Annotated in this window: 16 protein-coding genes and 1 pseudogene; 11 read left to right on the top strand and 6 right to left on the bottom strand. The window is 63.9% G+C overall.

Features of this window, described 5'->3' with window-relative positions; translation table 11 throughout:
* Nucleotides 1-142: 142 nt before the first annotated feature.
* From dnaK to ACVWW3_RS31025, 8 genes are all read left to right on the top strand, one after another.
* Nucleotides 143-2,044: a molecular chaperone DnaK gene (gene dnaK, locus ACVWW3_RS31060; protein WP_456647648.1), complete on the top strand. Its 1,902-nt coding sequence runs from the start codon at nt 143-145 to the stop codon at nt 2,042-2,044.
* A gap of 260 nt (nt 2,045-2,304) precedes the next feature.
* Entirely contained in the window at nt 2,305-3,435 is a 1,131-nt protein-coding gene (gene dnaJ, locus ACVWW3_RS31055; protein WP_456647649.1) for a molecular chaperone DnaJ, read from the top strand.
* 88 nt (nt 3,436-3,523) lie between these two features.
* The gene (locus tag ACVWW3_RS31050) at nt 3,524-4,123 is read left to right on the top strand and encodes a class I SAM-dependent methyltransferase (protein ID WP_007598495.1); all 600 of its coding nucleotides are present in this window, start codon (nt 3,524-3,526) and stop codon (nt 4,121-4,123) included.
* Between the two features lie 57 nt (nt 4,124-4,180).
* On the top strand, nt 4,181-4,759 hold the full coding sequence (locus ACVWW3_RS31045; RefSeq protein WP_456647650.1) for an NADPH-dependent FMN reductase: 579 nt from the start codon (nt 4,181-4,183) through the stop codon (nt 4,757-4,759).
* 6 nt (nt 4,760-4,765) lie between these two features.
* A complete protein-coding gene (pyrF, locus tag ACVWW3_RS31040) occupies nt 4,766-5,479 on the top strand; it encodes an orotidine-5'-phosphate decarboxylase (RefSeq protein WP_456647651.1) in 714 nt (237 codons plus the stop codon).
* 73 nt (nt 5,480-5,552) lie between these two features.
* Nucleotides 5,553-5,864 (top strand): DUF1330 domain-containing protein, encoded by a 312-nt coding sequence (locus tag ACVWW3_RS31035; protein ID WP_247352652.1) that lies wholly within the window; start codon nt 5,553-5,555, stop codon nt 5,862-5,864.
* Between the two features lie 319 nt (nt 5,865-6,183).
* Complete coding sequence (gene dapB, locus ACVWW3_RS31030) at nt 6,184-6,999, top strand: 4-hydroxy-tetrahydrodipicolinate reductase (protein WP_247352655.1); 816 nt, start codon at nt 6,184-6,186, stop codon at nt 6,997-6,999.
* 87 nt (nt 7,000-7,086) lie between these two features.
* Nucleotides 7,087-7,710: a 2,3-bisphosphoglycerate-dependent phosphoglycerate mutase gene (locus ACVWW3_RS31025; protein ID WP_247448270.1), complete on the top strand. Its 624-nt coding sequence runs from the start codon at nt 7,087-7,089 to the stop codon at nt 7,708-7,710.
* A gap of 192 nt (nt 7,711-7,902) precedes the next feature.
* Here the strand turns inward: ACVWW3_RS31025 and ACVWW3_RS31020 are convergent, their stop codons facing one another.
* Together ACVWW3_RS31020 and ACVWW3_RS31015 are read right to left on the bottom strand one after the other, a co-directional pair.
* On the bottom strand, nt 7,903-8,799 hold the full coding sequence (locus ACVWW3_RS31020; protein WP_247352659.1) for a methylated-DNA--[protein]-cysteine S-methyltransferase: 897 nt from the start codon (nt 8,797-8,799) through the stop codon (nt 7,903-7,905).
* 56 nt (nt 8,800-8,855) lie between these two features.
* Nucleotides 8,856-9,389 (bottom strand): DUF2244 domain-containing protein, encoded by a 534-nt coding sequence (locus ACVWW3_RS31015; RefSeq protein WP_247352661.1) that lies wholly within the window; start codon nt 9,387-9,389, stop codon nt 8,856-8,858.
* A 22-nt stretch (nt 9,390-9,411) separates the two neighbouring features.
* Here ACVWW3_RS31015 and nth point away from each other — a divergent pair, with 22 nt between their 5' ends.
* Together nth and ACVWW3_RS31005 are read left to right on the top strand one after the other, a co-directional pair.
* Nucleotides 9,412-10,164, top strand: a complete 753-nt coding sequence (nth, locus tag ACVWW3_RS31010) for an endonuclease III (protein WP_456647652.1) — start codon at nt 9,412-9,414, stop codon at nt 10,162-10,164.
* Between the two features lie 39 nt (nt 10,165-10,203).
* Nucleotides 10,204-10,545: pseudogene (locus ACVWW3_RS31005) on the top strand (HlyD family secretion protein); the annotation flags it as partial.
* Between the two features lie 309 nt (nt 10,546-10,854).
* Here ACVWW3_RS31005 and ACVWW3_RS31000 read toward each other — a convergent pair.
* A complete protein-coding gene (locus tag ACVWW3_RS31000) occupies nt 10,855-11,595 on the bottom strand; it encodes a sulfate transporter family protein (protein WP_354106450.1) in 741 nt (246 codons plus the stop codon).
* A 277-nt stretch (nt 11,596-11,872) separates the two neighbouring features.
* Nucleotides 11,873-12,193 (bottom strand): hypothetical protein, encoded by a 321-nt coding sequence (locus ACVWW3_RS30995; protein ID WP_456647653.1) that lies wholly within the window; start codon nt 12,191-12,193, stop codon nt 11,873-11,875.
* Nucleotides 12,194-12,621: 428 nt separating this feature from the next.
* Between ACVWW3_RS30995 and ACVWW3_RS30990 the strand changes: the two genes are divergently transcribed.
* Nucleotides 12,622-14,265, top strand: coding sequence for a S53 family peptidase (locus tag ACVWW3_RS30990; RefSeq protein WP_456647654.1), 1,644 nt, complete (start codon nt 12,622-12,624; stop codon nt 14,263-14,265).
* Nucleotides 14,266-14,316: 51 nt separating this feature from the next.
* Here the strand turns inward: ACVWW3_RS30990 and ACVWW3_RS30985 are convergent, their stop codons facing one another.
* Both ACVWW3_RS30985 and nikR read right to left on the bottom strand, forming a co-directional pair.
* Complete coding sequence (locus ACVWW3_RS30985) at nt 14,317-14,781, bottom strand: hypothetical protein (RefSeq protein ID WP_456672247.1); 465 nt, start codon at nt 14,779-14,781, stop codon at nt 14,317-14,319.
* Nucleotides 14,782-14,925: 144 nt separating this feature from the next.
* A complete protein-coding gene (gene nikR, locus ACVWW3_RS30980; protein WP_247352672.1) occupies nt 14,926-15,372 on the bottom strand; it encodes a nickel-responsive transcriptional regulator NikR in 447 nt (148 codons plus the stop codon).
* Nucleotides 15,373-15,410 lie beyond the last annotated feature (38 nt).

The following is a 15,410-nucleotide window of genomic DNA, read 5'->3' as shown; positions in this document are numbered from 1 at the left end:
CGTTCTCTCCTTGCGGGCCCCTCCCCCCCTCCTATATGAGCGTCAACCATCGCAATATCGCGAATGTTTGATCTTAGGGGGTTTCGGTTCGGGTGCCTTCTGGGCCCAGCCAGCCTGCCGCAAAAACAAGGATATCAGGACCATGGGAAAGGTCATCGGGATCGACCTCGGTACCACGAATTCGTGCGTCGCCGTAATGGATGGCAAGAACGCCAAAGTCATCGAGAATTCCGAAGGCATGCGCACGACGCCTTCGATCGTCGCCGTGACCGACGACGGTGAGCGCCTCGTCGGCCAGCCTGCCAAGCGCCAGGCCGTCACCAATCCCGAGCGCACCTTCTTCGCAGTGAAGCGCCTGATCGGCCGCCGCTACGACGACCCGATGGTCGAGAAGGACAAGAAGCTCGTTCCGTACAAGATCGTGAAGGCTTCCAACGGCGACGCCTGGGTCGAGGCCGACGGCCAGACCTACTCGCCCTCGCAGGTCTCTGCCTTCATCTTGCAGAAGATGAAGGAGACCGCGGAAGCTCATCTCGGCCAGAAGGTCGATCAGGCCGTCATCACCGTTCCCGCCTACTTCAACGACGCCCAGCGCCAAGCGACCAAGGACGCCGGCAAGATCGCGGGCCTTGAAGTGCTGCGCATCATCAACGAGCCGACCGCGGCTGCGCTCGCTTATGGTCTGGACAAGACCAAGGCCGGTACGATCGCCGTGTACGACCTCGGCGGCGGCACGTTCGACGTCTCGATTCTCGAAATCGGCGACGGCGTGTTCGAGGTGAAGTCGACCAACGGCGACACCTTCCTCGGCGGCGAAGACTTCGACATGCGCCTGGTCGGCTATCTCGCTGACGAGTTCCAGAAGGAGCAGGGCATCAACCTGCGCAACGACAAGCTCGCGTTGCAGCGCCTGAAGGAAGCCGCTGAAAAGGCCAAGATCGAGCTGTCGTCGACGACGCAGACCGAGATCAACCTGCCCTTCATCACCGCGGACCAGACCGGCCCGAAGCATCTGACGATGAGGCTCACCCGCGCCAAGTTCGAAGCGCTGGTTGACGACCTCGTCCAGAAGACGGTCGAGCCCTGCCGCAAGGCGCTGAAAGATGCCGGCCTCACCGCCGCCGAGATCGGCGAAGTGGTGCTGGTCGGTGGCATGTCGCGCATGCCGAAGGTCCAGGAAGTCGTGAAGCAGCTGTTCGGCAAGGAGCCGCACAAGGGCGTCAACCCGGACGAAGTCGTGGCGATCGGCGCCGCGATCCAGGCCGGCGTGCTTCAGGGCGACGTCAAGGACGTGCTGCTGCTCGACGTGACCCCGCTGTCGCTGGGCATCGAGACGCTGGGCGGCGTGTTCACCCGCATCATCGACCGCAACACCACGATCCCGACCAAGAAGAGCCAGGTGTTCTCGACCGCCGAGGACAGCCAGAACGCGGTTACGATCCGCGTCTTCCAGGGCGAGCGTGAAATGGCGGCCGACAACAAGATGCTCGGCCAGTTCGACCTGATGGGCATTCCGCCGGCCCCGCGCGGCATGCCGCAGATCGAAGTGACCTTCGACATCGACGCCAACGGCATCGTCAACGTGTCGGCCAAGGACAAGGCGACTTCCAAGGAGCAGCAGATTCGCATCCAGGCTTCCGGCGGTCTGTCGGAAGCCGACATCGAGAAGATGGTCAAGGACGCCGAGGCCAATGCCGAGGCCGACAAGAAGCGCCGCGAGGCCGTCATGGCCAAGAACGATGCGGACGGACTGGTGCATTCGACCGAGAAGGCGCTGGCCGAGCACGGTTCGAAGATCGCAGAGACCGATCGCCGTTCCATCGAGGATGCCGTCAGCGACCTCAAGGAAGCGCTGAAGGGCGACGATGCCGAAGCGATCAAGGCCAAGACCCAAACGCTGGCCCAGGCTTCGATGAAGCTCGGCGAGGCCATTTACACGCAGCAGGCCGAGGCCGACGCCAAGAAGGATGCGGCCAAGGACGACGTCGTCGACGCGGAATTCACCGAAGTCGACGACGACAAGAACAACAAGAAGTCCGCCTGAACCCCGCGAGGGTGATGATGCGGACGACTTGGACCCCACACGCGCCAACGGCCTCCTCCCTCGCGGGGGAGGCCAGCGTGCCGTGCCGGGCGGGCCAAGACTCTGTTAAAATCGGCCCCGTCACGATCGATCAATTCCCAGCCGCTATGCTGAATGCCGCCATGCTGCCCTCTGCCGTAAGGCGGAGGAGCGCTTATATCGTCGCGTGGCGACGTCGTTTCGCTCCGATTTGAATCGCGATTGGATAGACCGAGCTCATCATGTCCACGTCCACCAAGCGCTGCTACTACGAAACCCTCGAAGTCGAACGCGGTGCCGACGATTCCGTCCTGAAATCGTCGTTCCGCAAGCTGGCGATGAAGTTTCACCCCGACCGCAATCCCGGGGACAACACCAGCGAAGTCAAGTTCAAGGAGATCAACGAGGCCTACGAGGTCCTGAAAGATAAGGACAAGCGCGCAGCCTATGACCGTTACGGTCATGCCGCCTTCGAACAGGGCGGCGGCGCCGGTTTCGGCGCGGGATTCGCCTCCTCCTTCTCCGACATTTTCGAAGATTTGTTCGGCATGGCCGGACAGCGCGGCGGTGGCCGCGGCGGCCGCGAGCGCGGCGCCGACCTGCGCTACAACATGGAAATCACGCTCGAGGAAGCTTTTGGCGGCAAGACCGCGCAGATCGAGATCCCGGTCTCGGTCACCTGCGAGGCCTGTTCGGGCATCGGCGCCAAGGCCGGCACCAAGCCGAAGACCTGCTCGACCTGCGGCGGCGCCGGACGCGTACGGCAGTCGCAGGGCTTCTTCACGCTGGAGCGGACCTGTCCGGGGTGCCAGGGCCGCGGCCAGATGATCGAGGACGCCTGCCCGTCCTGCTCGGGTCAGGGGCGCGTCACCCGCGAGCGGAATCTGTCGGTCAACATTCCTCCGGGCGTCGAGGACGGCACCAGGATCAGGCTCGCCGGCGAGGGCGAGGCCGGGGTCCGCGGCGGCCCGCCCGGCGACCTCTACATCTTCCTGTCGCTGTCCCAGCACCAGTTCTTCCAGCGCGACGGCGCCGATCTGCATTGTCGTGTGCCGATCTCGATGGTGACGGCCGCGCTTGGCGGCGAATTCGAGGTGCCGACCATCGAGAAAGGCAAGACCAAGGTGAAGGTCCCCGCCGGCACCCAGTCCAGCCGCCGATTCCGCATTGCATCAAAAGGCATGCCGGTGCTGCGCTCGCGCCAGATGGGCGACATGTATGTTCAGGTCGTGGTCGAGACTCCGCAAAATCTCACCAAGAAGCAGCAGGAATTGCTGGCCGAATTCGAAAAGCTTTCCTCCGGCAACACCCAGCCGGAATCCGAGGGCTTCTTCACCAAGGTCAAGGACTTCTTCGGTAATCGGGCGAATTGACCCGGCTTGACCGTACCGCCTTCGGCCTATACCTCTTTGTGACCATTTTCTGACACGCCGCGGTCACGCGGTCCCGTCCGGTCCCGACATGCCATTGCCATCGTCCGCGCGTGCGTTGAAGAAGCCCCGTCTCGATGACGAGGTGCGTTTTCTCCGGTCATGGATTGAAAAGCCCCTCCACATGGGCGCGGTGATGCCGTCGGGCAAGCTGCTGGCCCGGACCATGGCTCATTACGTCGATGTCAATTCGGACGCGCCGGTGGTCGAGCTCGGACCCGGCACGGGTGCCATCACCTCGGCCTTGGTCGAGCGCGGCGTCGATCAAAAGCGTCTCGTTCTGGTCGAATACAATCCCGGATTCTGCGCCCTGCTGCGCGACCGCTATCCGCAGGCCAAGGTGGTGCAGGGCGACGCCTATCGCCTGCGTGACACGCTCTGGAACGTCTTGAGTGCGCCGGCCTCCGCGGTGGTGTCTGGCCTGCCGCTGGTCACAAAACCGATGCTGACGCGGCTGCGGCTTATCCGCGATGCCTTCACGGCGCTGGCGCCCGGTGCGCCCTTCGTGCAGTTCACCTATGCGGTGGTGCCGCCGATTCCGAAATCGCTGCCCGGCGTGTCCACAGAGGCCTCGGAGCGGATCTGGATGAACCTTCCGCCGGCCCGCGTCTGGGTGTATCGCAAGGACTAATTCCGCCGGCATTCCTCTTTGCGCGGCGGGCTCGTTTCGCCGAACGCATGGAAGCGGATGTCCGCACCCAAAATCCTGATCATTCCCGGCTCGCTGCGCACCGGCTCGCACAATGCGAAGCTGGCGGCGGTCGCCGCCTATGAATTCGTCCAGGCCGGTGTCGAGATCACCCGCATCTCGCTCGCCGATTTTCCGTTGCCGATCTATGACGGCGATCTTCAGGCCAAGTCCGGTTTGCCCAGGCACGCGATCAATCTCAAGCGCATGATCGGCGCGCATCATGGCGTGCTGATCGTCTCGCCCGAATACAATGCCTCGGTGCCGCCGCTGCTGAAGAACGCGATCGACTGGGTCAGCCGCGTGCATGAATTGCACGAGGCGCGCGGCGACGTGTTCCGCAATCGCGCCTTCGCGCTCGCCGGTGCCTCGCAGAGCCGGCTCGGTGCCGCCCGCGCGCTGCAGGCGTTGCGGCTGATCCTGACCTCCTGCCATGCCAATGTGATTGCCAGCCAGCTCACGCTCGCCTTTGCCGATCAGGCCTATGACGATATGGACAGGCTGAAGCACGAGGGCGATATCGCCGCGTTGAAGGAACTGGTGCGGCAGTTGATCGATTTTTCCCAACGCATGATGTGAGGTGACATGACGCCAGCCGAGATCGCCCCGAAAGACCGCCTGATCGTCGCGCTTGATCTGCCCAGCGTTGATGCCGCGGAAGCGATGATCAACCGGCTCGGCGACAGCGTCACCTTCTACAAGATCGGTTATCGGCTCGCTTATGCCGGCGGCTTGCCGCTGGTCGGCAAGCTCGCCGACAAGGGCAAGAAGGTCTTTCTCGATCTCAAGCTGCACGACATCGGCAACACCGTGACGCAGGGCGTCGAAAGCATCACCAGGCTGGGGGCGACCTTCCTCACAGTGCACGCCTATCCGCAGACGATGAAGGGTGCCGTCGAAGGCCGCGGCAGCTCCGACCTGAAGATCCTCGCCGTCACGGTGCTGACCTCCTACAACGAGGACGATCTGCATGCGGCAGGCTTCCGGCTCGGTGTCTCCGAGTTGGTCGAAGCGCGTGCGCATCAGGCGCAGGTGCTCGGCGTCGACGGGCTGGTGTCGTCGCCCGAGGAAGTTGGTAGCCTGCGCAAGATCGTCGGCCACCAGATGAGGCTCGTCACCCCCGGCATCCGTCCGGCGGGCGCGGCGGCCGGCGACCAGAAGCGCATCATGACGCCGGGACGCGCGATAGCGGCCGGTGCGGACTATCTCGTCGTCGGACGGCCGGTGGTGGAAGCCACCGATCCCAAGGCGGTTGCAGAAACCATCCAGGATGAGATCGCGCAGGCGCTCGGAGCATGATCCGAAAAAGTGTGCAGCGGTTTTCCGATCAGATCATGCTCAAATAGAGACTATCAACAAAGGGAGAAGAACAATGGCAAAGGGCTACTGGATCGGACGCGTCGATGTGAGCAATGACGAGGGCTACAAGCCCTATGCCGTCGCCAACGGTCCGATCTTCAAGAAATGGGGTGGCCGCTTCGCCGTCCGCGGCGGCAAGTTCACCACCGTCGAAGGCGCCAGCCGCACCCGCAACGTCGTGATTGAATTCCCGGACTACGAGACCGCGATCGCCTGTTACAACTCGCCGGAATACCAGGCCAACATCAAGGTGCGCCAGCCGCACTCCATCGCCGACCTCATCATCATCGAGGGCCATGACGGCCCGCAGCCGTCAGACGGTTGAGCGTGATCCCGTCTCGCCCTCCCTTCCGGGAAGGGCTATCGCATATGGCGTCCTGGCGCGGTCTGCGTGCGCGCTTCGTCCTTCGAGACGACCGCTTTGCGGTCTCCTCAGGATGAGGCTAAGCAGCACCGGCCCCCGTGGAATTTGTTGCCACGTATTCCGACCTCATCCTGAGGGCCCGCCGTAGGCGGGCGTCTCGAAGGATGGCCGCAAGCAACTTGCCCTCCAGGGGAAGGTAGGGGCGCGCCTGCGCCCGTGATCTCCCCTTGGTTGCCGGAACTGCATCCCGCCGCTACAACGGCCGTGAGAGGATCACACCATGTCCGACATGCGCTTGATTGTTGCTGGAGCCGGCGGCCGGATGGGCCGGGCGCTGACGCGGGCGATTGCAGAAAGCAAAGGCGCGGTGCTGGCCGGAGCGCTGGAGGCGCCGGGCTCGGAGCTGCTCGGCAAGGATGCCGGCGTGCTCGCAGGCCTGCCCGCCAACGGCATCAAACTCTCCGGCGACCTCTGGGCGTTGTCGAAGGACGCCGACGGCATTCTGGATTTCACCGTGCCCGCGGCGACCCTCGCCAATGTCGCAATCGCCGCCGAGCGCGGCCTCGTCCACGTCGTCGGCACGACGGGTCTTTCCGGCTCCGACAATGCCGTGATCCAGAGCGTCACCAACCGCGCCGTCGTGGTGCAGTCCGGCAATATGAGCCTGGGCGTCAATCTGCTCGCCGCCGTGGTCAAGCGCGTCGCCAAGGCGCTCGACGAGAACTTCGATATCGAGATCGTCGAAACCCACCACCGCATGAAGATCGATGCGCCCTCGGGCACGGCGCTGATGCTGGGCCAGGCCGCTGCAGCCGGCCGCGGCGTCGCGCTCGACGAGCATGCAGACCGGGGCCGCGACGGCATCACCGGTGCGCGCCGGCCCGGCGACATCGGTTTTGCGTCGTTGCGCGGCGGCACCGCAGCCGGCGATCACAGCGTGAGCTTCCTCGGCCCGTTCGAACGTCTGACGCTGTCGCATCACGCCGAGGATCGCATGCTGTTCGCCCACGGCGCGCTGAAGGCGGCGCTCTGGGCACACGGCAAGAAGCCGGGGCACTACTCCATGGCCGACGTGCTCGGCCTGTCTGACATCTGAACGAACGAGAGCATGATCCGGAAAAGTGCGGAGCGGTTTTTCCGATAAGATCATGCTCAAAACAATAACCGGAACGGAAAGCAGTCAATGAGCGAACGTCTTCTCGTGCTGGTGCGGCACGGCCAGAGCGAATGGAATCTGAAGAACCTGTTCACGGGCTGGAAGGATCCCGACCTCAGCGAACTCGGCGTGAAGGAGGCAACCGAAGCCGGCCGCAAGCTGAAGGCGCAGGGCCTCGTGTTCGATGTCGCCTACACCTCGGTGTTGACGCGCGCACAGCACACGCTCGATCTCATTCTCGGCGAGCTCGACCAGAAGGGCCTGCCGACGGCGAAGGACCTCGCGCTGAACGAGCGCGACTATGGCGATCTCTCCGGCCTCAACAAGGACGACGCGCGCAAGAAGTGGGGCGAGGACCAGGTGCTGATCTGGCGCCGCTCCTACGACGTGCCGCCGCCCGGTGGCGAAAGCCTGAAGGACACCCTCGCGCGTGCGCTGCCCTACTATGTGCAGGAGATTCTGCCCGGTGTGCTCAACGGCAAGCGCACTTTGGTTGCCGCTCACGGCAATTCGCTGCGCGCGCTCATCATGGTGTTGGAAAAGCTTTCGCCCGAAGGCATTTTGAAGCGGGAGCTCGCGACGGGTGTGCCGATTATCTATCGGCTCAATGCAGATTCGACCGTGGCGTCCAAGCTGGATCTGGCGGGGTGAGCCAGATTGCGTGAGGTGGGACGAGGTCGGCACCGCACAATCGGTGTCGTCCTGGCGAAAGCCAGGACCCATAGCCACCGGCCGTCATAGTTGCAAAGATTCGTGGTTAGCATTTCGCGCTACAACACCTCCCTGGGGTAATGGGTCCTGGCTTTCGTCAGGACGACGATGTGGAGGCAGTTTGCAAATGATCTACTGCATCCCCAACTGCCCGGCTTCCCAGCCTAGCATCGCCTGCTTGCGGGTGATGCCCCAGTGGTAGCCGGTGAGCGTGCCGCTCTTGCCGAGTGCGCGGTGGCAGGGCACGACAAAGGAGACGGGGTTCTTGCCGACCGCAGCGCCAACGGCGCGTGAGGCCTTCGGGCTGTTGATGTTGCAGGCGATGTCCGAATAAGACACCGCGCGGCCCATCGGGATTTTCAGCAGCGTCTCCCACACCCGTACCTCGAAATCGGTGCCGATCATCACCACGCGCAGCGGCTGGTCCGGCCGCCACAGTTTTGTGTCGAAGATGCGCTGCGCCAGCGGCGCGGTGCCTTCGTGATCCTCGACATAGGTCGCGTTCCGCCAGCGCCGGGTCATATCGGCGAGCGCGACCTTCTCTTCGCCGTGATCGGCGAAGGCGAGGCCGGACAGGCCGCGGTCGGTCGCGATCACGATCGCGGTGCCGAACGGCGAGTGATGGAAACCGTAGCGCAAGATGAGCCCCGCGCCGCCGTTCTTCCATTCGCCCGGCGACATCGCCTCATGGGTGACGAAGAGATCGTGCAGCCGGCCCGGACCCGACAGACCCGAATCGAGCGCCGCGTCGAGGATGCTCGCGGAATCGCGCAGCAGGCCCTTGGCGTGATCGAGGGTGAGCGCCTGCATAAAAGCCTTCGGCGTGATCGAGGCCCAGCGGCGGAACAAATGGTGCAGCTCGTCCGGCGTGACGCCGGCCGCATCCGCCATCGCCTCGATGGTCGGCTGTGCGCGCCAGTTTTCGGAGATGAAGGCGATCGCCCGGCGCACGGAATCATAGTCGCGCATCGCGGCGTTCTGGGAGCCCGGCCCGGCCAGGCGTTGGTCATGTATCGCGAGCGTCATCATGACCACAAATGTAGGAGCGCGCGGGGTGCGAAACCACCCGATTTCCGATCCGCAAATCAGGTGACCGGATTGTAGGTCGGGCCGCGCTTGGCGGCATTTAATGCCTCAACCAAGCCTTTGTAAAAGCTTGCCTTCTCGTCCGGCCCCAGGAATCGGGCGATCTGGATCTGGTGGCCTCGCGAGATCAGATAGAGATGCTCGATGCCAAAATCCTCGTCGATTTCCATGTCGAGCCGGACCCAGAGCGGATTGAACGTCCACTCGAGGACCTGGCCGCGTTGGCTGACGCGCCGCACGCGCAATTCAGATGGCGTGACCACGATCTCCTCGCTGGCCCGCGCCGCGCGGAAATTGGCCTTGAAGGCCCACCAGATCACCAGCACGTCCAGGCCGAAGAAGCCAAACACCGGCCACGCGCCCATCATCAGGAAGGCGAGGCCGGTGACGAAGCTGACAGCGCTCAGAAACAGCATCACGGCAAGGAAGCCGGTGCGGTTCAGCGAGCGGTGTGGCGTCAGCCGCGCGGAAAAGATCTGAGGCTCGGCCTCGCTTTCAGATCGTTCGCGCTCAATTTCGTTGCCTGTGCTCATCGTCCCTCAGTATATCCCGATCATGGCGAAAATCACCCGCAAGCCGGCCCCGCGCAAAGCGCCCGTGCCGAAGAAAAAGGCGAAAGCGGTCGTCGCGAAGCCAAAGGCCCCCGCAAAAAAGTCGCTCAAGGCGACAAAACCCTGGACGCCGGCTGAGGTCCACGAGGTTTTCAGCCGTTTCCGCAAAGCCAACCCGGAGCCGAAAGGCGAGCTCGAGCACGTCAATCCGTTCACGCTGCTGGTCGCAGTGGTGCTGTCGGCGCAGGCAACCGATGCCGGCGTCAACAAGGCAACGCGTGCATTGTTCGAGATCGCCGACACGCCGCAGAAGATGCTCGATCTCGGCGAAGAACGCCTGCGCGAGTACATCAAGACTATCGGCCTCTACCGCACCAAGGCCAGGAACGTCATCGCGCTGTCGGCAAAGGTGCTCAGCGAGTTCGGCGGCGAGGTGCCGTGCACGCGGGCCGAGATCGAGTCGCTGCCGGGAGCCGGGCGGAAAACTGCCAACGTCGTGCTCAACATGGCCTTCGGCGAGCACACCATGGCGGTCGATACGCATGTCTTCCGCGTCGGTAATCGGACGGAACTTGCGCCCGGCAAGACGCCGCTGGAGGTTGAGCTTGGTCTCGAAAAGCTGATCCCGGCCGAATTCATGCTCCACGCCCATCATTGGCTGATCCTGCACGGTCGCTATACTTGCCTCGCGCGCAAGCCGCGCTGCGAGGTGTGCCTGATCAACGATCTCTGCCGATGGCCGGAAAAGACGGTCTGAGCGAGAATTACGCGGTCATAAGGCGGTTGGGGTGAAGTCGTGAGTCAGCAAGGCCAGATCGCACCGTCATCGCCTGCCGCCGCGGCACCGACCCCACCACCCAAGCCCACGCAACCACCGGCGAGCTCGCTGTGGAGCCGGCTCGCGATCCCGATGTTCGCGGTGATCGTCGCACTCGGCTTCGTCGCGCTGGCAACGCAGCGCTTCGACGAATGGGTCGGCAACGCAGTGGTCCAGACCACCAACGACGCCTATGTGCGCGCCGAGCTGACGCGGCTTGCGAGCCGCGTCTCCGGCGAAGTGCTGACGGTCGGGGTCACCGACTTCCAGCGCGTCAAGGCCGGCGATCTCCTGATCCAGATCGATCCTGCCGACTATGAACTTTGGTGGAATTACCGGTTGCGTTGTCCGGCGGCAGCAGCGCGACCTGCGCGCCGGTCGCCGGCGCAATGCGCTCGAAGGTGGCGCGGCTCGGATCGGAATTGGACAGCAGCGTGATGATTAGCGGCAGCGTTTGCCGCCTATACCCAGCGCATGCGGCTTGGCGGTGCCGAGATCGGCGTGGCGCTGATGGGGACGTGGCTGCGCGTCCGCGAGCAAATCCATTCCTTCTCTCCTCTGGGGGATTATCCCATTGCGGAGACACCCTCTCCCCGACCCTCTCCCGCAAGCGGGAGAGGGAGCGTCTCGTCACCGCATCTGCCGCGCCGGCTCGATCAGCTCGGGCCGCGGGCCTGATAGCCGCTTGTGCATGTGGACCATGAAGGCCATGCCGAAGATCGGCGTCGCCAGATTGACGATCGGGATCGAGACGAAGGCCGCGATGAACAGGCCTGCGGTGAAGATGGTGGCGGCGTTGTCGCGCCGCATCGCCTTGGCTTCCTCCGGCGAGCGGAAGCGCATCGCGGCGAGCTCGAAATATTCGCGGCCGAGCAGCCAGGCGGCGGCGAGGAAGAAGACCAGGAAACCGGCGCCGGCGAAAAGCACCAGCGGCAACGCGATCAGATAGACAAGGATCGTCAGCAGTGCGGTCTTGACGCCCTCGTAGATCGCCTGGCTGAACGGCAGCGCCGAACCCGGCCGCTCGGCCGGATAGTGCTCGCGCTCGATGATGTCGGCGACGTCGTCGACGAACAGGCTCGCCACCAGCGAGGTGATCGCGGGCATCAGGAATAGGCCGCCGAACACAACGCCGAGGCCGGCAGCGATCGAGACGATCCAGGACAGTACCTCGAGCGATGAGTGCCAGCCCGGACCGAGCAGGCCTTCCAGCCAGACCTCGCCATAGGTCGCAAACCAGCTCAGCAGCCGCTGCAAGCCGATCGCGAGTACGATGATCAGCACCAGCGCGACGCCGATCGACCGCCACAGGATCGAGCGCATCGCCGGCGACATCATTTGCGACAGCGCCTTTACGGCGGCATCTAGCATGGGAGTACCTCTCGCGAAACCACCCGCGAGAGGTAGACACAGGAGGCTCGTTCGGCAAGGGAGGCCGACTGACTCTGACCGCGTCATAGGAACCCTCGCCCTCATCCTGAGGAGCTTGCGTAGCAAGCGTCTCGAAGGATAGAGGCCCGAAGCTAGCGGCGGGGCCTTCATGGTTCGGGACGCGCTTCGCGCTCCTCACCATGAGGGGCTTCTACGACGTAATCCGACTGCAGCGGCTTAAGGCTCCGCCGCGATACTGGCCCAGCAGGTGATCCCGCTACAGACCGTGCTCCATCGACCAAAACCCTTGTAGATCTGGGCGGCGACCTGCTCCTGCTGCTTCAAGGTGCCTCGGCCTTGATCTGCGGGTCGGAGACGTCGCCGATCCCCTGGAGATGGAAGTGGTCGTCCGAGGTGTCGAAGCCGAAGAAGTCGTCACGGCGGACCTGCTGGAAAAGTGCTCCTGCGCGAAGGGCTGCTTCTTGAACTTCGACAGGCAGTCGAAACGCACGATCGGTGAGACGACGACGTCGCCGACCTCGAATTCCTTGCCGATGCCGCCGGCCGTGCCTGTCGTGATGACGAGCGTCGGCTGCACTTCGGTGATGATCTGGCGCCAGACGTCGATGTTCGTTCGCTGTCTTCTTCACCGCGGCATCCGCCACGCGTTTGACCGTGAAGGTCTCGCGCGGCGGCGGCGTCGTGATCGGATCGAAACCAAGATTTCGCTCAACCCATTTACGGTCAGCCAGCATCGCATTGTCTCCGCCAATCGATTTTTGACAAACGTCTTCTGTTGCCGGCCCGGTGACCCGGTTCCTGCAATCTTAAATCGTAATCCTTAGCGTCGAAGGGTCGTGACCGCTGACCGATTCAGCGCCGATGGGAGGCTGTCGAGGTTCTGCCCTGCCAAACAAGAGGCCTTTTGAAAAAAATATCGCTCAATACCTGAACCAATCCGACCTTGAGATTACACTTATAGTTGAGGTGCGACAATCCGCCTTCCAATCACAAACGGAGGAAGTCATGGCAAGCCTGACCAAGCGTGTCGCGTTGGAGAACAGCGCACGGAAGTTGCCGAAGGGCGCCAAGCACGTCGGTGCGGCCGATCCCAAGCAGGAAATCGAGGTCAGCGTCCGCCTGCGTGCCAGGCGCTCGGACGACGAGCAGGTGATGGCGTTGGGTGCGCAACCGCCGCGCGAGCGAAAATATCTCTCGCGTGCCGAGTTCGGTGCAGAGATGGGAGCCGACCCCGCCGATGTCGCCAAGATCGACGATTTCGCGCACCATCACGATCTCAACGTCAAGAGCGTGCATCTGGCGTCTCGTACGGTAAAGCTGACCGGCACGGTGAAGGCGATGAGCGCGGCCTTCGGCGTCAAGCTCAACAAAGTGAAGCACGACGGCGCGACCTATCGCATGCGCAAGGGCAACGTGCAGATCCCGGCCGAGCTTGAGGGGATCGTGGTCGGCGTGCACGGGCTCGACAACCGGCCGGTGGCGCAGCCGCATTTCCGGCGCAAGTTGCCGAACAAGGGCGCGAGCGCGAGGGCGGCACAGGGCGGCAGTTTCTCGGTGGAGCAGATCGCCCAGCTCTACAATTTCCCCGGCGGCGAGACCGGCGCCGATCAGTGCATCGCCATCATCGAGCTCAACGACATCGATCAGAAGGGTCATCCCACGGGGGCCGGCTACAAGTCCTCCGACCTGCGCGCCTTCTTCAAGAAGGCGGGCATCCCGATGCCGAAGATCGCGCCCGTGAGCGTCGACGGCGGCGCCAACAAGCCCGGCCATTCCGAGGCCGACGGCGAGGTCGTGCTCGACATCGAGGTCGCCGGCGCGATCGCGCCGGGCGCCAAGATCGTGGTCTATTTCGCCCCCAACACCACCAACGGCTTCATCGATGCGGTGAAGGCCGCTGTTCATGACACTGCGCGAAAGCCCTCGGTGATCTCGATCAGCTGGGGCGGACCGGAAGACCAGGAGGGCTCGCAGCAATTCGTCGACGGCCTCAACGAGGCGATCCGCGATGCCGCGGCGATGGGCGTCACCGTCTGCGTCGCCTCCGGCGACAACGGCTCGGCCGACATGGGCCAGGATTGGGACGGCAAGCCCCACGCAGACTTCCCGGCCTCGAGTCCCTTCGCGCTCGCCTGCGGCGGCACCAATCTCAAGGCGCCGAACGGCCACATCAACGAGGTGGTCTGGAATGGCGGGCCGCGGGGCGGCGCGGGCGGTGGCGGCGTCAGCGTCATGTTCGCGCAGCCGAAATATCAGGCCCACGCGCACGTGCCGAAATCGCCGGCGCATCGGAGCGGACGCGGCGTCCCTGACGTCGCTGGCGATGCCGATCCCGCGACCGGCTATCAGATCTTCCTCAACGGCGTCGGCACCACGATCGGCGGCACCAGCGCGGTGGCGCCGCTGATGGCCGGATTGATCGCCCGCATCAACGAGGCGACGATGAAGAAATTCGGCAAGACCGTCGGCTTTATCAATCCGCTGATTTACGCCTCGCACGCGCAAGGCGTGTTCCGCGACATCACGGCCGGCAACAACGACATCACCGGCGACCTGCACGGCATGTACAAGGCCGGCCCCGGCTGGGATCCCTGTTGCGGTCTCGGCGTCCCCGACGGTGCGGCGTTGCAGAATTTGCTGGCGGTGTGAACTCTTCTCTCCCTCTCCCCGTTCTTGCGGACCGGTCTTGCGGGGAGAGGCTCACACCGCATCAAGCGGCTTGCCGCGCACGTTCGGGCCGAACAGCGTCATGGCGATCACCACGATCAGCATCGCCGCGGTGATCAGGCCGAACACGCCGGTGACGCCGGCTTCCTTCAGCATGTAGGCGACGATGAAGCCGGAGAACGTCGCGCTCAGCCGGCTCAATCGAATAGACGAGGCCGGAGGCACGCGCCCGGACCCGGGTCGGGAACACCTCGTCTGATAGGCGTGGTAGGCGTAGGACATCGTCGTGTTGCAGGCTGTCAGCAGCACGCCGCAGATGATCAGCAGCGAAGGCTCGGTCAGCGGGGCGAACGCCATGCCGAAGATGATGATGGCGGCGCACGCCCCCGCGATGATCCATCGCCGTTCGAACCTGTCGGCGAAGCTCGAAGCCAGCAGCGGCGCGATCGGATTGGCGAAGCCGTAGAAGCCGAAGGCCTGGCAGAGGTTGAACACCATGAAGAGTGTCCCGGACGCGGCGCGGCATGAAATGACGCGACGCAGAGCCGGGACCCAGGAGCTTGCGCTAGCGGTGAGATGGGCTCCGGCTCAGCAGCGCATCACTCTGTGCTGCGCTGCGTCCGGGGCACGAGAGGATAGCTCCTACTCATGCCGGTGTCCGTGCTTGCGCGCTTTCGCCTGCTTGCCTTCACCCGTCGGGATCATCACCACGCGGCCGTAGCGGACGCCGCGTTCGGCGATGATGTGGTCGGCGAAATGTCGGACCTCGCCGGCATCGCCGCGAAGCGCCGTCATCTCCATGCAATTGTTGTCGTCGAGATGGACATGCAGCGTCGCCAGCGCGAGGTCGTGATGGCCGTGGAATTCCTGCACCAGGCGTTTTGAGAGATCGCGGGCGGCGTGGTCGTAGACATAGACGAGGCCTGCGACGCAGGGGCCGGTCTGTGCGGTGTTTTCGCTGCTTTGTTGCAGGCCGGCGCGGGCGAGATCGCGAATCATCTCGGACCGGTTCTGATAGCCGCGCGCTTCCGCCGCCGCGTCGATCTCCGCCAGCAGATCGTCCTCGATCGTGATCGTAATTCGCTGCATGAAAATGCCCCCTCGCGCCGCTCGATGCCGTTTTACAC

This window comes from Bradyrhizobium sp. LM2.9, assembly GCF_054056555.1.
The sequence above is the reverse complement of the archived record's forward strand: the minus strand, read 5'-3'. Positions and strand labels throughout refer to the sequence as shown.

Bases quoted from the DNA above. Each gene is read 5' to 3' on its own strand.
- dnaK (WP_456647648.1), top strand. From the start codon at position 143: ATGGGAAAGGTCATCGGGATCGACCTCGGTACCACGAATTCGTGCGTC.
- dnaJ (WP_456647649.1), top strand. From the start codon at position 2,305: ATGTCCACGTCCACCAAGCGCTGCTACTACGAAACCCTCGAAGTCGAA.
- ACVWW3_RS31050 (WP_007598495.1), top strand. From the start codon at position 3,524: ATGCCATTGCCATCGTCCGCGCGTGCGTTGAAGAAGCCCCGTCTCGAT.
- ACVWW3_RS31045 (WP_456647650.1), top strand. From the start codon at position 4,181: ATGTCCGCACCCAAAATCCTGATCATTCCCGGCTCGCTGCGCACCGGC.
- pyrF (WP_456647651.1), top strand. From the start codon at position 4,766: ATGACGCCAGCCGAGATCGCCCCGAAAGACCGCCTGATCGTCGCGCTT.
- ACVWW3_RS31035 (WP_247352652.1), top strand. From the start codon at position 5,553: ATGGCAAAGGGCTACTGGATCGGACGCGTCGATGTGAGCAATGACGAG.
- dapB (WP_247352655.1), top strand. From the start codon at position 6,184: ATGTCCGACATGCGCTTGATTGTTGCTGGAGCCGGCGGCCGGATGGGC.
- ACVWW3_RS31025 (WP_247448270.1), top strand. From the start codon at position 7,087: ATGAGCGAACGTCTTCTCGTGCTGGTGCGGCACGGCCAGAGCGAATGG.
- ACVWW3_RS31020 (WP_247352659.1), bottom strand. From the start codon at position 8,799: ATGATGACGCTCGCGATACATGACCAACGCCTGGCCGGGCCGGGCTCC.
- ACVWW3_RS31015 (WP_247352661.1), bottom strand. From the start codon at position 9,389: ATGAGCACAGGCAACGAAATTGAGCGCGAACGATCTGAAAGCGAGGCC.
- nth (WP_456647652.1), top strand. From the start codon at position 9,412: ATGGCGAAAATCACCCGCAAGCCGGCCCCGCGCAAAGCGCCCGTGCCG.
- ACVWW3_RS31000 (WP_354106450.1), bottom strand. From the start codon at position 11,595: ATGCTAGATGCCGCCGTAAAGGCGCTGTCGCAAATGATGTCGCCGGCG.
- ACVWW3_RS30990 (WP_456647654.1), top strand. From the start codon at position 12,622: ATGGCAAGCCTGACCAAGCGTGTCGCGTTGGAGAACAGCGCACGGAAG.
- ACVWW3_RS30985 (WP_456672247.1), bottom strand. From the start codon at position 14,781: ATGGTGTTCAACCTCTGCCAGGCCTTCGGCTTCTACGGCTTCGCCAAT.
- nikR (WP_247352672.1), bottom strand. From the start codon at position 15,372: ATGCAGCGAATTACGATCACGATCGAGGACGATCTGCTGGCGGAGATC.